This is a genomic window from Janthinobacterium violaceinigrum (assembly GCF_009208555.1).
In the GTDB taxonomy this organism is placed as follows: domain Bacteria; phylum Pseudomonadota; class Gammaproteobacteria; order Burkholderiales; family Burkholderiaceae_D; genus Janthinobacterium; species Janthinobacterium violaceinigrum.
Map to the genome: position 1 here is coordinate 136336 of NZ_WFLI01000006.1, position 16822 is coordinate 153157.

Annotated in this window: 12 protein-coding genes; 5 read left to right on the forward strand and 7 right to left on the reverse strand. The window is 62.2% G+C overall.

All coding sequences use genetic code 11. The annotated features are described in order from the left end of the window. Window positions 1-59 precede the first annotated feature (59 nt). Window positions 60-4301 carry a DNA-directed RNA polymerase subunit beta' gene (gene rpoC, locus GCN75_RS07410; protein ID WP_034753138.1) on the forward strand — a complete coding sequence of 1414 codons (4242 nt, stop codon included), beginning with the start codon at window positions 60-62 and terminating at the stop codon, window positions 4299-4301. 9 nt (window positions 4302-4310) lie between these two features. Here rpoC and GCN75_RS07415 read toward each other — a convergent pair whose 3' ends face one another. Further along, window positions 4311-4571, reverse strand: a complete 261-nt coding sequence (locus GCN75_RS07415) for a hypothetical protein (protein ID WP_152282016.1) — start codon at window positions 4569-4571, stop codon at window positions 4311-4313. A gap of 360 nt (window positions 4572-4931) precedes the next feature. Here GCN75_RS07415 and GCN75_RS07420 point away from each other — a divergent pair, with 360 nt between their 5' ends. Both GCN75_RS07420 and GCN75_RS07425 read left to right on the forward strand, forming a co-directional pair. Then, a complete protein-coding gene (locus GCN75_RS07420; protein ID WP_152282017.1) occupies window positions 4932-5564 on the forward strand; it encodes an ArsR family transcriptional regulator in 633 nt (210 codons plus the stop codon). Between the two features lie 75 nt (window positions 5565-5639). Next, window positions 5640-6479, forward strand: a complete 840-nt coding sequence (locus GCN75_RS07425) for an HDOD domain-containing protein (RefSeq protein ID WP_152282068.1) — start codon at window positions 5640-5642, stop codon at window positions 6477-6479. A 72-nt stretch (window positions 6480-6551) separates the two neighbouring features. On the opposite strand, the gene GCN75_RS07430 is transcribed toward GCN75_RS07425, so the two are convergent. From GCN75_RS07430 to GCN75_RS07445, 4 genes are all read right to left on the reverse strand, one after another. Continuing rightward, on the reverse strand, window positions 6552-8363 hold the full coding sequence (locus tag GCN75_RS07430; RefSeq protein WP_152282018.1) for a DUF885 domain-containing protein: 1812 nt from the start codon (window positions 8361-8363) through the stop codon (window positions 6552-6554). Between the two features lie 136 nt (window positions 8364-8499). After that, complete coding sequence (locus GCN75_RS07435) at window positions 8500-9597, reverse strand: M48 family metallopeptidase (RefSeq protein ID WP_152282019.1); 1098 nt, start codon at window positions 9595-9597, stop codon at window positions 8500-8502. After that, entirely contained in the window at window positions 9594-10760 is a 1167-nt protein-coding gene (locus tag GCN75_RS07440; RefSeq protein WP_152282020.1) for an HPP family protein, read from the reverse strand. The genes GCN75_RS07435 and GCN75_RS07440 overlap by 4 nt, the downstream gene beginning before the upstream one ends. A gap of 79 nt (window positions 10761-10839) precedes the next feature. Then, window positions 10840-11130 (reverse strand): DUF3349 domain-containing protein, encoded by a 291-nt coding sequence (locus tag GCN75_RS07445; RefSeq protein WP_226941191.1) that lies wholly within the window; start codon window positions 11128-11130, stop codon window positions 10840-10842. Window positions 11131-11285: 155 nt separating this feature from the next. Between GCN75_RS07445 and GCN75_RS07450 the strand changes: the two genes are divergently transcribed. After that, a complete protein-coding gene (locus GCN75_RS07450) occupies window positions 11286-11786 on the forward strand; it encodes a thioredoxin family protein (RefSeq protein ID WP_152282022.1) in 501 nt (166 codons plus the stop codon). A 19-nt stretch (window positions 11787-11805) separates the two neighbouring features. Here GCN75_RS07450 and GCN75_RS07455 read toward each other — a convergent pair whose 3' ends face one another. After that, window positions 11806-13800 (reverse strand): methyl-accepting chemotaxis protein, encoded by a 1995-nt coding sequence (locus GCN75_RS07455; protein WP_152282023.1) that lies wholly within the window; start codon window positions 13798-13800, stop codon window positions 11806-11808. Between the two features lie 187 nt (window positions 13801-13987). Then, entirely contained in the window at window positions 13988-14485 is a 498-nt protein-coding gene (locus GCN75_RS07460; RefSeq protein ID WP_152255419.1) for an Lrp/AsnC family transcriptional regulator, read from the reverse strand. Window positions 14486-14638: 153 nt separating this feature from the next. Between GCN75_RS07460 and GCN75_RS07465 the strand changes: the two genes are divergently transcribed. Beyond that, window positions 14639-16678 (forward strand): aminotransferase class V-fold PLP-dependent enzyme, encoded by a 2040-nt coding sequence (locus tag GCN75_RS07465; RefSeq protein ID WP_152282024.1) that lies wholly within the window; start codon window positions 14639-14641, stop codon window positions 16676-16678. Window positions 16679-16822: the final 144 nt, after the last annotated feature.

A 16822-nucleotide genomic window follows, 5' to 3' on the forward strand; every position in this document is an offset into this window, starting at 1 on the left:
ACCACGCCGGGCAATGTAGTCTCAGGAATATAGAAATTTAATCACCTCTGGAGTGATACATGAAAGCACTGCTCGATCTATTCAAGCAAGTACAGACCAACGAGACCTTCGATGCAATCAAGATCGGTCTCGCTTCGCCTGAGAAAATCCGTTCGTGGTCCTACGGCGAAGTCAAGAAGCCGGAAACCATCAACTACCGTACCTTCAAGCCTGAGCGCGACGGCCTGTTCTGCGCCAAGATCTTTGGCCCGATCAAGGATTACGAATGCCTGTGCGGCAAGTACAAGCGCCTGAAACACCGCGGCGTGATCTGCGAAAAGTGCGGCGTCGAAGTTACGCTGGCCAAAGTGCGCCGCGAGCGCATGGGCCACATCGAGCTGGCGTCGCCAACCGCGCACATCTGGTTCCTGAAGTCGCTGCCGTCGCGTCTGGGCATGGTCCTGGACATGACCCTGCGGGACATCGAACGCGTGCTGTACTTTGAAGCATACGTCGTGACCGATCCAGGCATGACCCCGCTGAAGAAGTGCCAGATCATGTCGGAAGACGACTACGCCGCCAAGTACGAAGAATACGGCGACGACTTCACCGCCTTCATGGGCGCCGAAGGTATCCGTGAACTGCTGCGCTCGATCGACATCCACCGCGATGCCGAAACCCTGCGCGTGGAACTGAAGGAATCGAAATCCGAAGCCAAGATCAAGAAATACGCGAAGCGCCTGAAAGTGCTGGAAGCGTTCCAACGTTCGGGCATCAAGCCGGACTGGATGATCATGGAAGTGCTGCCAGTGCTGCCGCCGGAACTGCGTCCGCTGGTACCGCTGGATGGCGGCCGTTTCGCGACCTCGGATCTGAACGATCTGTATCGCCGCGTCATCAACCGTAACAACCGTCTGAAACGCCTGATGGAGCTGCGCGCTCCAGAGATCATCACGCGCAACGAAAAGCGCATGCTGCAAGAAGCGGTCGATTCGCTGCTGGACAACGGCCGTCGCGGCAAAGCGATGACCGGCGCCAACAAGCGTCCGCTGAAATCGCTGGCAGAGATGATCAAGGGCAAGGGCGGCCGTTTCCGTCAAAACTTGCTGGGCAAACGCGTCGATTACTCCGGTCGTTCGGTCATCGTCGTGGGCCCGCAATTGAAACTGCATCAGTGCGGCTTGCCGAAACTGATGGCGCTGGAACTGTTCAAGCCATTCATTTTCAATAAACTGGAACTGATGGGTCTGGCGACCACGATCAAGGCCGCGAAAAAACTGGTCGAGATTCAAGAACCGGTCGTGTGGGACATCCTGGAAGACGTGATCCGTGAACATCCGATCATGTTGAACCGTGCACCAACGTTGCACCGTCTGGGTATCCAGGCGTTCGAGCCAGTCCTGATTGAAGGCAAGGCCATCCAGTTGCACCCGCTCGTCTGCGCCGCATTCAACGCCGACTTTGACGGTGACCAAATGGCGGTCCACGTTCCTCTGTCGATCGAAGCGCAGATGGAAGCACGCACTTTGATGCTGGCATCGAACAACATCCTGTTCCCATCGAACGGCGAACCATCGATCGTTCCTTCCCAGGATATCGTGTTGGGTCTGTACTACGCGACCCGCGAAGCGATCAATGCGAAGAACGAAGGGATGATGTTCCCTGACGTGTCGGAAGTGATCCGCGCCTACGACAACAAGGAAGTCGAACTGACGACCCGCGTGACCGTGCGTATTACCGAATACCCGAAAAACGCCGAAACGGGCGAATTCGAGAAAACGGTTACCCGCTACGAAACGACGATCGGCCGTGCGATCCTGTCGGAAATTCTGCCTAAAGGCCTGCCGTTCTCCGTCCTGAACCGCGCGCTGAAAAAGAAAGAAATTTCCAAGCTGATCAACACGTCGTTCCGCAAGTGCGGCCTGCGCGCCACCGTGGTGTTCGCAGACAAACTGATGCAATCGGGTTTCCGCCTGGCGACACGCGCCGGTATCTCGATCTGCGTCGACGACATGCTGGTACCGCCTCAAAAAGTCACCCTGATCGCGACGGCCGAATCGGAAGTCAAGCAGATCGAACAGCAATACGCCTCGGGTCTCGTGACCGCCGGCGAGCGTTACAACAAGGTCGTCGATATCTGGGGCAAAACCTCGGATGAAGTCGGCAAGGCCATGATGGACCAGCTCAAAGTCGAAGACGTGATCCGCCGCGACGGCACCAAGTCGACGCAAGAATCGTTCAACGCCATTTACATGATGGCCGACTCCGGCGCGCGCGGTTCCGCAGCCCAGATTCGCCAGTTGGCCGGTATGCGTGGTCTGATGGCCAAACCGGATGGCTCGATTATCGAAACGCCGATTACCGCGAACTTCCGCGAAGGTCTGAACGTTTTGCAGTACTTCATTTCGACCCACGGTGCGCGTAAAGGTCTGGCCGATACGGCGCTGAAAACGGCTAACTCCGGTTACCTGACGCGTCGTCTGGTTGACGTGACGCAAGATCTGGTGGTGATCGAGGACGATTGCGGCACCATGAACGGCGCCGTCATGAAGGCACTGGTCGAAGGTGGTGAAGTCATCGAACCGTTGCGTGACCGTATCCTCGGCCGCGTGGTGGTGCATGACGTCGTCAATCCTGAAACCCAGGAAACGCTGTATGAAGCCGGCACCTTGATGGACGAAGACATGGTCGAAGAGATCGAGCGTCTGTCCATCGATGAAGTCAAGGTTCGCACGCCACTGACTTGCGACACGCGCTTCGGCCTGTGCGCCAAGTGCTATGGCCGCGACCTGGGCCGCGGCATGCTGGTCAACGCCGGCGAAGCCGTCGGTGTGGTGGCAGCGCAGTCGATTGGTGAGCCGGGTACCCAGCTGACCATGCGTACGTTCCACATTGGTGGTGCGGCATCGCGTGCAGCAGTGGCATCGTCGGTGGAAGCCAAGTCGAACGGTACCATCCGCTTCACGGCAACCATGCGTTACGTGACGAACGGCAAGGGCGCGCAAATCGTCATTTCCCGTTCCGGCGAAGTGCTGATTACCGACGACCATGGCCGTGAGCGTGAGCGTCATAAAGTGCCGTACGGTGCGACCCTGATCGTCAAGGACGGCATGGTCATCAAGGCCGGTACGGCCCTGGCAACGTGGGATCCGCTGACCCGTCCGATCATTACCGAATACGCCGGTCAAGTGCGTTTCGAGAACGTCGAAGAAGGCGTCACCGTAGCCCGTCAGGTCGACGAAGTGACCGGTCTGTCCACCCTGGTGGCGATCGATGCGAAACGTCGCGGTTCGCTGACCAAGACCCTGCGTCCGCAAGTCAAGCTGATCAACGACGCGAACGAAGAAGTCAAGATCGCCGGCACCGAACACTCGGTGGCGATCGGCTTCCAGGTCGGCGCGCTGATCATGGTCAAGGACGGTCAACAGGTATCGGTGGGTGAAGTGCTGGCACGTATTCCTACCGAATCGCAAAAAACGCGCGATATTACCGGTGGTCTGCCACGCGTTGCGGAACTGTTCGAAGCGCGCTCGCCGAAAGATGCCGGTATGCTGGCGGAAGTCACGGGTACGGTTGCGTTCGGTAAAGAAACCAAGGGCAAGCAGCGTCTGGAAATCACGGACATGGACGGCAACAAGCATGAGTTCTTGATCACCAAGGACAAACAAGTGCTGGTGCATGACGGCCAAGTCGTGAACAAGGGCGAGATGATCGTGGACGGCCCGGCCGATCCGCAAGACATCCTGCGTCTGCTGGGTATCGAAGCGCTGGCACGTTACATCGTTGACGAAGTGCAAGACGTGTACCGTCTGCAAGGCGTGAAGATCAATGACAAGCACATCGAAGTGATCGTGCGTCAGATGCTGCGTCGCGTTCAGATCGTCAATGCCGGCGACACCAACTACATCGTTGGCGAGCAGGTAGAGCGTTCGGAACTGCTGGACGAGAACGATCGCATGGCCGTTGAGAACAAGATTCCAGCGACCTACGAAAACGTCTTGTTGGGTATTACCAAGGCATCGCTGTCGACCGATTCGTTCATCTCGGCCGCATCGTTCCAGGAAACCACCCGCGTGCTGACCGAAGCGGCGATCATGGGCAAGCGCGATGGTCTGCGCGGCCTGAAAGAGAACGTCATCGTCGGCCGTCTGATTCCTGGCGGTACGGGCCTGGCCTTCCACCGCGCACGCAAAGAGAAAGAAGCGTGGGAAGTGGAAGAGCGTCAAGCACTGCTGCTGGCCGAGAAAGCCTCGATGGCCGGCGAAGCTGCCGAAGCGCTGCAGGATATCGAGACCCAGCAACACCACGGCGACGAAGCGTAATCGACGCTGCTAGCTGACAAGAACGGCACCTTCGGGTGCCGTTTTTTTATGCCTGCGTGCTTTTTCCAGGACTGGCGGAGAAACAGCGCGCAATACGGTATAGCGTGGCGCTCCGTATTTATGCGGCAGCACCGCTATTGCCAGGCGTATGCAGCGCATTAAAAGAATCTCTCCTTTCCGGGAATTGCCCATGCGCGCATGGTGTTTATAGAGACAGCATGGATAAATGAAACATGGATTGAAAGTCCAGTCCGCCATGCTGTTATTCATGGCGGGAATGCATAATCAAACCGGTGCGCTGGTATTTTCTCTGGCTAGCCTGTGAATCAATATGCCCCAGTGAATGAGTGCGATATGGGGCAAGCTGGAATGGACGGATTGCATAAGCGACGCTGCCGTGGGCAGACAGTTGGCGGATACGGCAGGCCATCTGCTCATTGCGCAAAGGAGTGGGAAGTGAGCGCTCACAAGGAGGGCTGATTGCCGGCTGTCGCTTGCCCGGGCATCGCCGCTTCGCTGCATCCGGGCGCGCAACGGGCTCATGGCGGCGCATCGCCGCGTTGTTGCGCCATCACGCACTATTGCCCCCGCCACGCTAGTTTCCAGTTCATTCATGCTAAGATTTGGCGCATGATTGCCCAAGCCCTGTTTACTCCCGCCCAGCAGAAACTGCTGGGTTTGCTCTTTGTCCGCGTGAATGAAGGCTTTCACTTGAACGAGATCATGCGCTTGACGGGCCTGGGCAGCGCATCGGCGCAGCGGGAACTGCGCCGCCTGCATGATTCCGGCCTGATCACGTCGGAGCGGATCGGCAATGTGCGGCGCTTCTGGCCCAACAAGGAAAGCCTCGTGTATCCCGAGTTGAGCGGGCTGGTGCAGAAAACCTTCGGCATCGTCGGCGTGCTCAGCGCAACCCTGGCGCCCTTGCGTGCCCAGTTGCACCTGGCCTTCGTGTCGGGCGCCACGGCGAAGGGACAGGACATGCCCGGCAGCGCCATCGATTTGCTGCTGGTGGGCGAAGAAGCCAATTATGGCGATCTGTTGACGGGATTGGCCCCGGCCGAGCGAACCTTGAGGCGTAAAATCAATCCCAACTTATATACGCTGGCCGATTATCGCCGACGTCTGCGTGAAGGCCAGCCATTCCTGCTGCAGGTATTGCAGCAGCCGAAATTGTTTGTCATCGGCGATGAATCGCTATTGCATGCGCTGGCATTGCCAGATTCCCACTTGCAAGCGAATGACGTGCCATCTATATTCTAAAGGCCGGGTCTGGCATTTAATTTCTACTGCATGAAATTGATGCTGGAAAAATATTTAAGGCGGATTGAACGTATGATGAATAAATTACAGGCTTTCGGTTTAATTGTTTCCCAAGCGGTACGCGGAGAATTAACTTTCCCCACCAGTGTTAATTCCGCTTTGCAATTGCAACTGGCCCTGGCCGAACCGGATTGCCATATCGATCATGCGATCAAGCTGGTGCTGGCCGAGCCCTTGCTGGCGGCGCGCACGGTCGCGCTGGCCAATTCGGCCGTGTACAGCCGTGGCGAGGGAGCGCCCGTGACCAGCGTGCGCGCCGCCGTCATGCGCATGGGATACCGCAATCTGTATGCGCTGGTGGCGGCCATGGTGGTGCGCCAGTTCGGCAGCAAGATCATCGACCCCGCCCTGCGCCAGAAGGCGACCCAGCTGTGGGAGCACACGGCGCACGTGGCGGCGCTGGCGCACGTGTTGGCCCGCCGCGTGACGCACGTCGATGCGGACACGGCCCTGTTCGCCGGTATCGTGCATGAAGTGGGCGGCTTTTACCTGCTGTCGCGTGCCGATGAATTCCCCGGCCTGCTCGACGACGATGCCGATCACTGGATGGAGTCCGCCGAAGAAATCATTTCCCGCGAAGTCATGAAGAAGCTGCTGATCCCGCTGGCCGTCAGCGAAGCCATCGAAGGCTTGCGCGACGGCTTGCTGTCGATTCCGCCCGACTCCCTGCTCGACACCTTATTGTTGGCCAAGCAATTGTCGCCCGTGCCGTCGCCCTTGCAGGTGACATACGTGGAAATGCTCACGCCCTCCGATTCCGTCATCGATTTCATTATCGACAACGAGACCCTGCAAAGCATCCTGGCCGAATCGGCCGAGGAAGTGCGTTCCATGAGTGCTGCGCTGCTGGTGTAGGGTAATACGCTGCGGGCAAAAAAAACGGCAGCGCCATGGAGGCGCTGCCGTTTTGCTTTCAGGCGCTGCGTCTTATTTCTGCTGCGCGATCCACCGGTCGACCTTGGCTTCCAGCAGTTTCAGGGGCAGGGTGCCGTCGCTGAGCACGACTTCGTGGAATTTCGGCAGGCTGAACTTGTCGCCCAGCGCCAGTTGCGCGCGCTGGCGCAGTTCGACGATCTTCAGCGAGCCGATCTTGTAGCCCAGCGCCTGGCCCGGCCATGCCATGTAGCGCTCCGTTTCGCTTTTCGCCACGGCATCGTAACCGAGGGTGTCGCGCATGTACTTGATCGTCTGCTCGCGCGTCCAGCCCTTGGTGTGCAAGCCCGTATCGACCACCAGGCGCACGGCGCGCAGCATCTCGTCGTTCAGATGGCCGAAGTACTGGGCCGGATCGTCGAACAGGCCCATTTCCTTGCCCAGGGTTTCCGCGTACAGGGCCCAGCCTTCCGTGAAGGCATTGTTGCCGCCGAAACGGCGGAAGTTCGGCAAGTCCATTTCCTGTACCAGCGCCAGGTGGAAATGGTGGCCAGGCTTGCCTTCGTGCAGGAACAAGGTGGTCATGCCCGTATCGCCGTACAGTTTCGGATCGGTGACGACGGACCAGAACACGCCAGGGCGCGAACCGTCGGCGGCCGGCGCCGTGTAGTGGTCGGCGGCCGTGTCGCGGCTCAGTTCAGGCTCCAGGCGCAAGTCCAGCGGCGCCTTCGGCACCAGGGTGAACAGGGCCGGCAATTTGCTGTCGAGCAGCACGTTCAGCTTGCGGTAGACGTCGAGCACTTCCTGCTCCGTCTTGAACGGGCGGTATTTCGCCTGTTCCGACACCCATACGGGCAAGCCGGCGGCCGGACCGTTGTAGCCCATCTTCGGGCCCACGATCGCATATTGCTCCTGGATGCGCGCCACTTCTTTCAAGCCGATGGCGTGGATCTGCTCCGGTTTCAAATCCGTGGTGGTGCTGCTGGCCACGCGCGCCTGGTACCAGGCTGCACCGTCGGGCAGCGCGCTCCAGCCGCTGCTCGTACGGCCGGCTGGCAGATAATCCTGTTCCATGAACGTGGCCAGGCGCTGCAGCGCGGGCATCAGCTTGGCCTGGATGACGACGGTGTAGGTTTGCGTCAGGCGCGCCTTGTCCGCCTCGGAAAAGCTGGCGGGCAGGTTCTTGACGGGCGTGTAATAGACGCTGTCCTGCGGCGTGGCGCTGACGAGTTTCTTGAATTGCGGCAGGGCCGATTCCGTCAGCGCCCTGGGCAGCACGATGCCCTTTTGCATGCCGACCTTCATGTTGGCGATGGCCTGGTCTATCCAGCCCGGCAATTGGCCGATACGGCTCAGGTAAGCGTCGTACTCCTTGACCGTGGTCAAAGGCTGCGATGCCTCGCCGCCCGCATAATTGGCCAGGGTGACGGGCATGCTGTCCATCTGGTTCAGTGGCAGCAGGTATTCGGGGAAGCGCTCGAAGCTCAGTGCCGTGGCCAGTTCATAGTCGAGGATATCGTAGTTGATCTGGTCCTGGTGCGACAGCTGTGCGCGGGCAATGTTGCGCAAGGTCTTCTGGTACTGGCGGTACAGGGCAAACTGTTTCGCGCGCGCGGCAGGCACGATGGCAGAACCGAGCTGGTCGTCAAAACGGTTGTCGCCGCTCTCGGTGGCATTGATCGGCTCGAAACGGGCCAGCGCATCGTAATACTGGTCGGCCAGCACCTGCAGCTGCTGCTTCGCTTTGGGCGCGCTGACGGCCACGGTTTTGGCGGTGGGCTGGGCCGCTTGCGCCATGGGCGCGTAGGCGAGCAACAGGGAGATGGCCAGGGTGCCGAGGGTGCCGGCGGCAAAACGATGCTTCATGCGCGATGTCCTTTGTAAGGAAGGGAATGAACGGAGGCGTAGCGAGGTCGGGGTGGCCGGTCAAGATGGAACGGCCGGGGCGTAAGCATACGCCATTGCCCCGTGCGTTTGGATAAATTGTGCGGGGGGAATGTTGCTATTTTGCCGTAGGCGGCAGGGCGGCTTTCATCGCCTGCCAGTGCTGGCTGGTCAATGGGGTGCAGGCGGGACAGGGCGTGACCGCCATCAGGCTGCGGATCTGCTGGGCGCGCGCGGCCGTTTGCGGGTGCGAGGACAGCCAGCCTGGCGGCGTTGCGTCATCCGTCTTGCCCAGTTTCTGGAAAAAGCGCAGCATGCCGTCGGGCTGGATGTGTGTGCGCTGCAAGGCAAGCAAACCCCCGCGGTCCGCTTCCTCTTCCATGTCGCGGCTGAAATACAGGGTGCCGGCCTGGTGCGCCAGCATGGCGGCCACGGCGCTGATGTCGCCGATGGTCACGCCGACGAGGGCGCCCCATCCCAGGCTGCTGATTATTTGCCGCAGCGAATGGCGCTGCTCCACATGCTGCACTTCATGCGCGAGCACGCCGGCCAGTTCGCCCGGGTCGGCCGCCTGCCGCAGCAATCCCGTGTGCACGACGATGATGCCGCCGGGCATGGCAAAGGCGTTGACGCTGTCGTCCTGCTTGACCAGCCAGCGGTAGGAATAGCGCGAGCCGGCCGTCAGCTTGCGGCCGATATCCTGCACCGTTTGCTGCGCCGCGCCACTGTCGGCGATGCCGCCTTGTGCGCGCACTTGCGACAGCGCCAGTTCGCCCAGCTGTTTTTCCGCCGACAAGGGAATGAAGCCCGCCAGCGCGCCGATGGCATTGCCGCCCTGCCACCACAGCAGGGCAGAGGCAACGACGGCCGCGCCCGTCAAACTGGCCAGCCAGCCCGACACTTGGCGTCGGTTGCGCTGGCGTTCGCTCCACAGGCGCTGCAGTTGCGGCTGCAGCGCCGCCGGCGCTTCCGTCAACACGATGGCGATGTCGGCAGCCGTCTGCGGCTTGAGCGAGGCCTGCCGGCCTTGCGCATCGAGCCAGTTCAGGAACAGTTCCGGCCCGTCGATGCCGCCCACGCTGACGACCAGTTGCGCCACGTCGATGCTGTGGCCGGGCGCGTCGATGGCCAGTTGGGCACCGAAGAAATGCGCGCTGACGGGCGTGCCGGACGGCCCGCCATCGGGGCCAGTCAGCACTGCCTGGAATGGCGTCATGCGGCGGCCTCGGCAAAGCGGCTCTCGTACAGGGCCGCCATCAGGTCGGACTGGCTGATGATGCCGGCCAGGCGTTCTGCATCGTCGAGGATGGGAATATGGTGATAGCCGGCGTCCGCCATCAGGGGCACCAGATCGATGATGGGCGTGCCCAGGCGGGCCGTGTGCGGCGACGGCGTCATCAGCTGCCCCACCACTTCCGGCTTGTCGCCGTGGGACAGGCCGCTGCGCTGCAGCAGGCTGCGCAGGCGCTGGCGCACGCCCTGATAATCGTCGAGTCCGCCATGACGCAGGAAATCCGTCTGCGTGATGATGCCGATGACGCGTCGCGCCCGGTTGATGACGGGCAAGGCGCCCACCTCGTGTTCGCGCATGGTGCGCCAGGCAACATCGAGCGGCGTGCCGAATTCCACGCTGAGCACATCCTTCGACATGATGTCGGCGCAGGTGACGACGCCGAAGCGGCGCTGATAGGCGCGCATTTCCGTTTGCAGGAAGATGGCTTGCAAATCGTCGCGGCTGATATCGAGCACTTCGCTGTGCTGGCGCAGGACGGCATCGAGGTCGTCCGGCGAAAAGCCCAGGCGGTTGCTGGGCACGTCGTCCCTCGTGGCGTGCGGATGGGGCGCGGCCAGTTGCTGGATGTGCGGGTAGCGGCGTCCCGTCAGGTTGTTGTACAGCACGGCGCAGGCGACCAGTACGGCTGAATTGAACAGCACGGTGATGAAGACGAATTCAAAGCCGGCCGCATGCACGCTGGCGCCGCCGACCACGGTGGTCAGCGCGACGGCCCCGCCAGGCGGATGCAGGCAGCGCAGGGCAAACATGGCGCCGATGGCCAGGCAGGCGGCCAGCGCCGCCACGCCCACGCTGGGCCCCAGCCATTTCACGCAGGCCATGCCCACCAGACCCGAGACGACATTGCCGCCCACCACGGACCACGGTTGCGCCAGCGGGCTGGCGGGCAGGCAGAACAGCAACACGGCCGAGGCGCCCATGGGGGCGATCAGGTACACGCTGGCGCTGTCGGGGGCCAGCAGGAAATGGCAGATGAGACCGGTGAGCAGCAAGCCGCAGATGGCGCCTGCGCAGGCGCGCAATTGTTCGCGGCGGCTGCCGTTGTTCGGTTGCGGCAGCCAGCGTGCCAGGAAAGAAGTCGTCATGGGGAGGGCGCGTTCAGGCCGCGTTGCTCAGTGTGAGCCCGATATTATCCCATGCGTGGGATTTCGCTGCCCGCGGGCGCTAGTCTTCGGCACGGACCGCCTGCAAGCCGTGCTGCTCCAGCAGGCGCCGGACGGCCCCGGTGGCGGATGGCTCCTGCTTGCTGCTGGCGCAGGCATGGATGTCGTTGAGAATCGTCGCTGCATCCCTGCCCGTGACGGCCGCTATCACTGCCGTCAGGTTGCGGTCGGAAAAGTGTTCATACAGCAGGGCCAATACCGCCCGGTACGCCGTGTCGGGCATGCCGCCGGGATAGGCGCTGCGCAGCATGCGCGCGGCGCCGGACAGGGCGGGAGGCAGGACATCTTGCATGCTCAAGCGGTTACTCCTTGGGGCTGCTTATACGTTTTTCGCATAAGCACAGTGCAATTAAATGGTGGATATTTCCCACAAGCAGGCATATTCTAGACAATCACGTCCGCTGGCATCCGTTCAGCTGGCCTTACGATTTTTCTCAGGAGCCCCGCATGCGCCTTTCCCTTCTTCTTGCCAGCCTGCTGCTTGCCGGCACCGCCGTTGCCGCCGCCCCGACGCCGAGCAACCCCGTCGCCACGCCGCACCTGCCGTACAACGCGGCAGCCGACGCCAAGGCCGACGTGGCCCGCGCCTTGGCCGAGGCCAAGGCGGCGCATGTGCCCGTACTGCTGATCTTTGGCGCCAACTGGTGCGAGGATTGCCGTGCGCTCGACAAGGCCTTGAAGGAAGGCAAGAATGCAGAGCTGATGCAACAGCAGTTCAAGGTCGTCAAGGTCGACGTGGGGAACTTCGACCATAACCTCGATGTGGCGCAAACCTATGGCAATCCCCTCAAAAAGGGGATTCCCGCTGCCGTGCTCGTCTCCAGCGACAACAACCAGGTGCTGTACGCCACCAAGGGCGGTGAACTGGCGAATGCGCGCCGCATGAGCGAAAGCGGCATTTATGATTTCTTCAAGCAAGCGGCCGGCGTGAAGACGCCGGCGCTGTGATGATGGTGAAATAATTGCCTTAAAACTCTTCCCACGCATCGCTGGCTGGCGCTTTCGGGCGCGCGGCCGGTGCTGCGGCGATTGCCGGGCGCACAGCCTTGGGTAGCGCGGGCCGGGCGATAGCCTGCTGCGGTGCCTGCCCCGTTTCCTCGAGCTTGAACACGCTGACCACCTGCGCCAGCCGGCCGGCCTGATCCTGCAAGGACTGGGCCGCCGCGGCCGCTTCTTCCACCAATGCCGCATTTTGCTGGGTGGCGTCATCCATCTGCGTGACCGTGGCATTGACTTGCGCGATGCCCTGGCTTTGTTCCTGGCTGGCCGACGCGATTTCCCCCATCAGGTCGGCGACTCTCTGGACGGATACGACGATGTCCTGCATGGTGGCGCCAGCGGAATCGACCAGCTTGCTGCCCGCTTCCACCTTGCTGCCCGAGTCGACGATCAAGTCCTTGATTTCCTTGGCCGCCGCCGCCGAGCGTTGCGCCAGGTTGCGCACTTCCGTTGCCACTACGGCAAAGCCGCGGCCCTGTTCGCCCGCACGGGCCGCCTCGACCGCCGCATTCAGGGCGAGGATATTGGTTTGGAAGGCAATGCCGTCGATCACGCCGATAATGTCTGCGATCTTGCGTGAACTTTCCGTAATCGCGCCCATCGTCTGCACGACTTGCCCCACCACGTCACCGCCCTTGACGGCGTGGCCCGAGGCCGACACCACCAGCTGGTTGGCCTGGCGCGCATTATCCGCATTCTGTTTCACGGTCGACGTCAGCTCTTCCATGGCGGCAGCCGTTTCTTCCAGGCTCGACGCCTGGGCTTCCGTGCGCGCCGACAGGTCCAGGTTGCCCGACGCGATCTGGCTCGATGCGCTGGAAATGGCCCCGGTACTGTCGCGAACTTCGCGTATCGTCACGTTCAGCGATGCGACGAAGCGGTTGAAGGCGGCAGCCAGCGCACCCACCTCGTCTTCCGATTCGACGGGCATGCGGCGGCTCAGGTCGCCATTCCCGCTGGCGATCTCGCTGAGCATGTCGGCCGCCCGCGCGACGGGGGCGGCGATGGCGCGGCTAATCACATAAATGATCAGTAGGGCGATGCCGCCACCGACGAGGCCGGCGATCAGCGCGGCGATCAGGGCCGAACGCGTGACATTGCCCAGCACTTCCGTTTCCGGCACTTCCGCCATCACATACAGATTGAGTTCCGGCACGAAGGAAGCGGCCACGAACTGGCGTCCGGCAGGCGCGTCATAGATGGCGTACGCGTACTTGTTGCCGGTGAGAAGACGCTTGCTCAAGGCATCGCTAAAGCCGGGCAAATCCTTGAGCTGGTGCTTGCCGTCGGCCAGGGCCGTGTCGCGGTGCACCAGCACGATGCCATTGGCGCGCGCCAGGTAGACATGGCCCGTCTGGCCGATTTTGTAGCTGCGGATGGTGTCGGCCAGCGCATTGATGGACAGGCCCAGTCCGGCGGCGATCTGCTTGCCGCCCGCCGTCTGGCCGCGCGCATTCAGATACAGCATCAGGTCGCTGGAGTTTTCCGCCTTGTCGATGTCGAGCGTGTAAGCCTTGTCGCCGGCCAGCAAGCGATAAAACCACTGGTCGGCCGCCAGGTTCTTGTCCAGGGTGCGCAGCAAGCCCTCCGTGGTGAAATATTTGCCCGTGCTGGCGGAAGCCCAGTTGATCGAGGCAGCCTTGTTCTTGTCCTTGACCACGGCGGCATAGCGCTGGAAGGTGGCGATGCCGCTGTCGGGCAAGCCCGCATCTTCCCAATCCTGCAGATAGACATCGTTGGCCATGGTTTGCACCACGGACAGGGGCTGGCTGATCTGGCGCAGCACATCGTTGCGGATCTCGCCCACCTGCGCCGGCAATTCCTGGCCGACGACGCGCTCGCGCACGTAATCGCTGCTCATGCGCACGCTGAGGAACGAGGAAATCGCCATGAAGAGCAGCAGGCACAGGCCCATGCTGAACAGCAGTTTTTTCTGGATGGAGAGGCGGCGGAGCAGAGACATGGAAACCTTGAGTGATGGCCTGCACAATCGGCAGAAAAGCGGGCAGGCGAGCCGCCAGTATACCGGGCAGGCCCCGCATTTCACTGCGCCATTGCTGCTTTCAGGCTATTTATGTTGCGATGCAGCAACGCAAGGCCACGCAATCATGCCGATTTTTCATGCTTGTTCGCCATGCGGGGAAAATGGGTCAGGCAGGCAAGCCGTGGGCGATCAATTCCAGCGGCAATTCCGTGCTGCACTTGATTTGCTCCATGGAGAAGGCGGACGACACACCCGTCAGCTGCACGGCCTTGATGAGCTTTTTATAGAAGGTGTCGTAGCCCTTGATGTCGGTGGTGACGACTTTCAGCAGGTAGTCGATGTCGCCGCTCATGCGGTGAAATTCCTGTACTTCGGGCAAGACGATGACGGCGGCGGCAAAGCGGCGCAGCCATTTTTCATCGTGCTGTCCCGTGCGCACGCTGACAAACACGGTCACGGGCAAGCCCACTTTTTGCCGGTTGACGATGGCCACGCGGCTCTCGATGTAGCCGTCCTCCTCCAGGCGCTTGACGCGCTTCCAGCATGGCGTGCTGGACAGGCCGATCTTCTCGCTGAGGGCGGCGATCGACAGGGTGCCATCCTGCTGCAGGGCGGCCAGGATGGCGCAGTCGAATTTGTCGAGCGATGTGTTTGGTGAATTCATTTTGTGATTCTCTGTTTTGTAGCATGAGCATGCTACATATTACGCCATGTGCAGTGACTTTTGGCATATCTTCACGGGGGGCTGCCGGTAGACTATCGAGACGTTCCAGCCGCTTGCGCTGCGCCCTTTTCATCGAATACTCGGACTGCCATCATGAAAGAAATCTACCTCGACAGCAATGCCACCACTTGCGTGCTGCCCGCCGCCGTTGCCGCCGCCAGGCAGGCGATGGAACACGGCTATGGCAATCCCAGCAGTACCCACGCCACGGGATTGCAGGCCAAGGCCATGATGGATGGCGTACGCCAGCGCGCCAGCCGCTTGCTGGGCGTGGGCGACGGCCGCCTGATGTTCAACAGCGGCGCCACCGAAGGCATCCAGACGGCCGTGCTGTCGGCCCTGTGCGCGCTGCGCGAACGGCGCGACGCGGGCAAGCGCATCGGCAGCCTGCTGCTGTATGGCGCGACCGAGCACAAGGCCGTGCCGGAAAGCCTGGCCCACTGGAACCGCTTGCTGGGCCTGAACCTGGAAGTGCGCAAGCTGCCCGTCGATGCGCAGGGGCGCCACGATCTGCAGGCGCTCGATGCGCTGATCGGCGATGCGGCCATGCTGTGCACGATGGCGGCCAACAATGAAACGGGCGTCGTCAGCGACCTGTCCGCCATCGCGCAGCTTCTGCAGGAACGGGGCGCCGATGCCTACTGGATGGTCGATTGCGTGCAGGCGCTGGGCAAGCTGAAGCTGAACCTGGCCGCCACGCGCATCGATTACGCGCCGTTTTCCGGCCACAAGCTGTATGCGCCCAAGGGCATCGGCATGCTGTACGTGCGCGCCGGCGCGCCGTTTACGCCCCTGATGATGGGCGGCGGCCAGGAAGCGGGCCTGCGCTCCGGCACGGAAAACATGGCCGGCATCGCCGCGCTGGGCGCCGTGTTGGCTGCCCTGGAAGATGGCAAGACTTTCCGCAGCCACGCCGACCTGGCCGCTTTCCGCGACAGCCTGGTGGCCAGCCTGGAGCACGCGTTCCCCGGCATCGTCTTCAATATGCCGTTCGAGCTGTCCCTGCCGACGACGCTCAATTTTTCCGTGCCGGGCCTGTCTTCGAAGGAATTGCTGGACCTGTTCGATGCGGCGCGCGTGCGCGTCAGCTCGGGCAGCGCCTGTTCCGCCGCCAAGGCCTTGCCCAGCTACGTGCTGGAAGCGATGCACGTGCCGCAATGGCGCGCCAGTTCGGCCATCCGCCTGTCGTTCGGCCCCCTGATCGATGCGGCAACCATCGCGGCTGCCTGCGCGCGCATCGAGCGCTGCGGCGAAGCACTGCGCAGCAGCTGTTTGCTGCCGTCCGTGCTGGCGCCATCGTCGCAGGACGGCGCGCAGGAGGGCATAATCCAGCTGGGCGTCGATGGCCAGTGCACCTGGCTGCTCAGCGATGCGGCCAGCGCCAGTTGCGTCGTCATCGATCCCGCCGCCGCGCTCGTGCCGCGCCTGGCCGCTTTCATCCGCTGCCAGCACCTGGCCTTGCGCGCCATCGTGCACACGACGGCGCCGTCCGACCACGGCGCGGCGCGCCTGGCGCTGCTGCAGGAGCTCGCCATCGAACAGGTGGGCCGCGTCGATATCGACGGTGAGCTGGCACTGGGCCAGCAGCGCCTGCGCCGGATCGAGTGCGGCGAAACGCATGTGTACCTGCTGGGACAGCGCTTCGCCTTCACCGGCGCCCTGGCGCCCGAGGCGCTGGCACCCTTGCTTGAGGCGGGGCTGGTGACGCCGGACACCGTGCTGTGCAGCTCAAGCGATGACGGCCGCCTCTGCAGCACCGTGCGCGCCGCAGGCGAAGGCGAAGCGTCCACGAGCGAACTGCAGCTCGATGCGGCCGGCTTGCCCGCTTTCCTGCGCCAGCACCCCGACGCCATCCTCGTCGATGTGCGCGAAGCATATGAACACGCGGCCTGCGCCGGCACGGTGTTCGAGGGCTGTGCCGTGCATAGCGTCCCGCTGAGCCGCCTGGCCGGACAGGTGGCTGCCTGGCTGCAGCAGCCGCAGCGCCCGCTGGTCTTTTTCTGCCGCAGCGGCAACCGCAGCGCGCGCGCCGCCGCCTGCCTGCGCCGCCTGGGCCATGGCGCGGCGTGGCAGCTCAACGGCGGCATGGCGATGGCGGAAGCGACGCGCCACCCGCTGGCCATCGCGGCCTGACGAGGTTGAAGTTTCCTAGTTGAAATATTGCACCGTGCCATCATTGGCACGGTGCCGCTGGCGCATTTCCCCTGTTAATTTCCTCCTGGCATTTTTCCTCCTTACAACTGGCTGATTTCTTTGCCGGCACGTCCCTAAAACTGC

Bases quoted from the DNA above. Each gene is read 5' to 3' on its own strand.
- GCN75_RS07465 (WP_152282024.1), top strand. From the start codon at position 14,639: ATGAAAGAAATCTACCTCGACAGCAATGCCACCACTTGCGTGCTGCCC.
- GCN75_RS07440 (WP_152282020.1), bottom strand. From the start codon at position 10,760: ATGACGACTTCTTTCCTGGCACGCTGGCTGCCGCAACCGAACAACGGC.
- GCN75_RS07420 (WP_152282017.1), top strand. From the start codon at position 4,932: ATGATTGCCCAAGCCCTGTTTACTCCCGCCCAGCAGAAACTGCTGGGT.
- GCN75_RS07450 (WP_152282022.1), top strand. From the start codon at position 11,286: ATGCGCCTTTCCCTTCTTCTTGCCAGCCTGCTGCTTGCCGGCACCGCC.
- rpoC (WP_034753138.1), top strand. From the start codon at position 60: ATGAAAGCACTGCTCGATCTATTCAAGCAAGTACAGACCAACGAGACC.
- GCN75_RS07455 (WP_152282023.1), bottom strand. From the start codon at position 13,800: ATGTCTCTGCTCCGCCGCCTCTCCATCCAGAAAAAACTGCTGTTCAGC.
- GCN75_RS07415 (WP_152282016.1), bottom strand. From the start codon at position 4,571: ATGAATAACAGCATGGCGGACTGGACTTTCAATCCATGTTTCATTTAT.
- GCN75_RS07425 (WP_152282068.1), top strand. From the start codon at position 5,640: ATGAATAAATTACAGGCTTTCGGTTTAATTGTTTCCCAAGCGGTACGC.
- GCN75_RS07435 (WP_152282019.1), bottom strand. From the start codon at position 9,597: ATGACGCCATTCCAGGCAGTGCTGACTGGCCCCGATGGCGGGCCGTCC.
- GCN75_RS07430 (WP_152282018.1), bottom strand. From the start codon at position 8,363: ATGAAGCATCGTTTTGCCGCCGGCACCCTCGGCACCCTGGCCATCTCC.
- GCN75_RS07460 (WP_152255419.1), bottom strand. From the start codon at position 14,485: ATGAATTCACCAAACACATCGCTCGACAAATTCGACTGCGCCATCCTG.
- GCN75_RS07445 (WP_226941191.1), bottom strand. From the start codon at position 11,130: ATGCAAGATGTCCTGCCTCCCGCCCTGTCCGGCGCCGCGCGCATGCTG.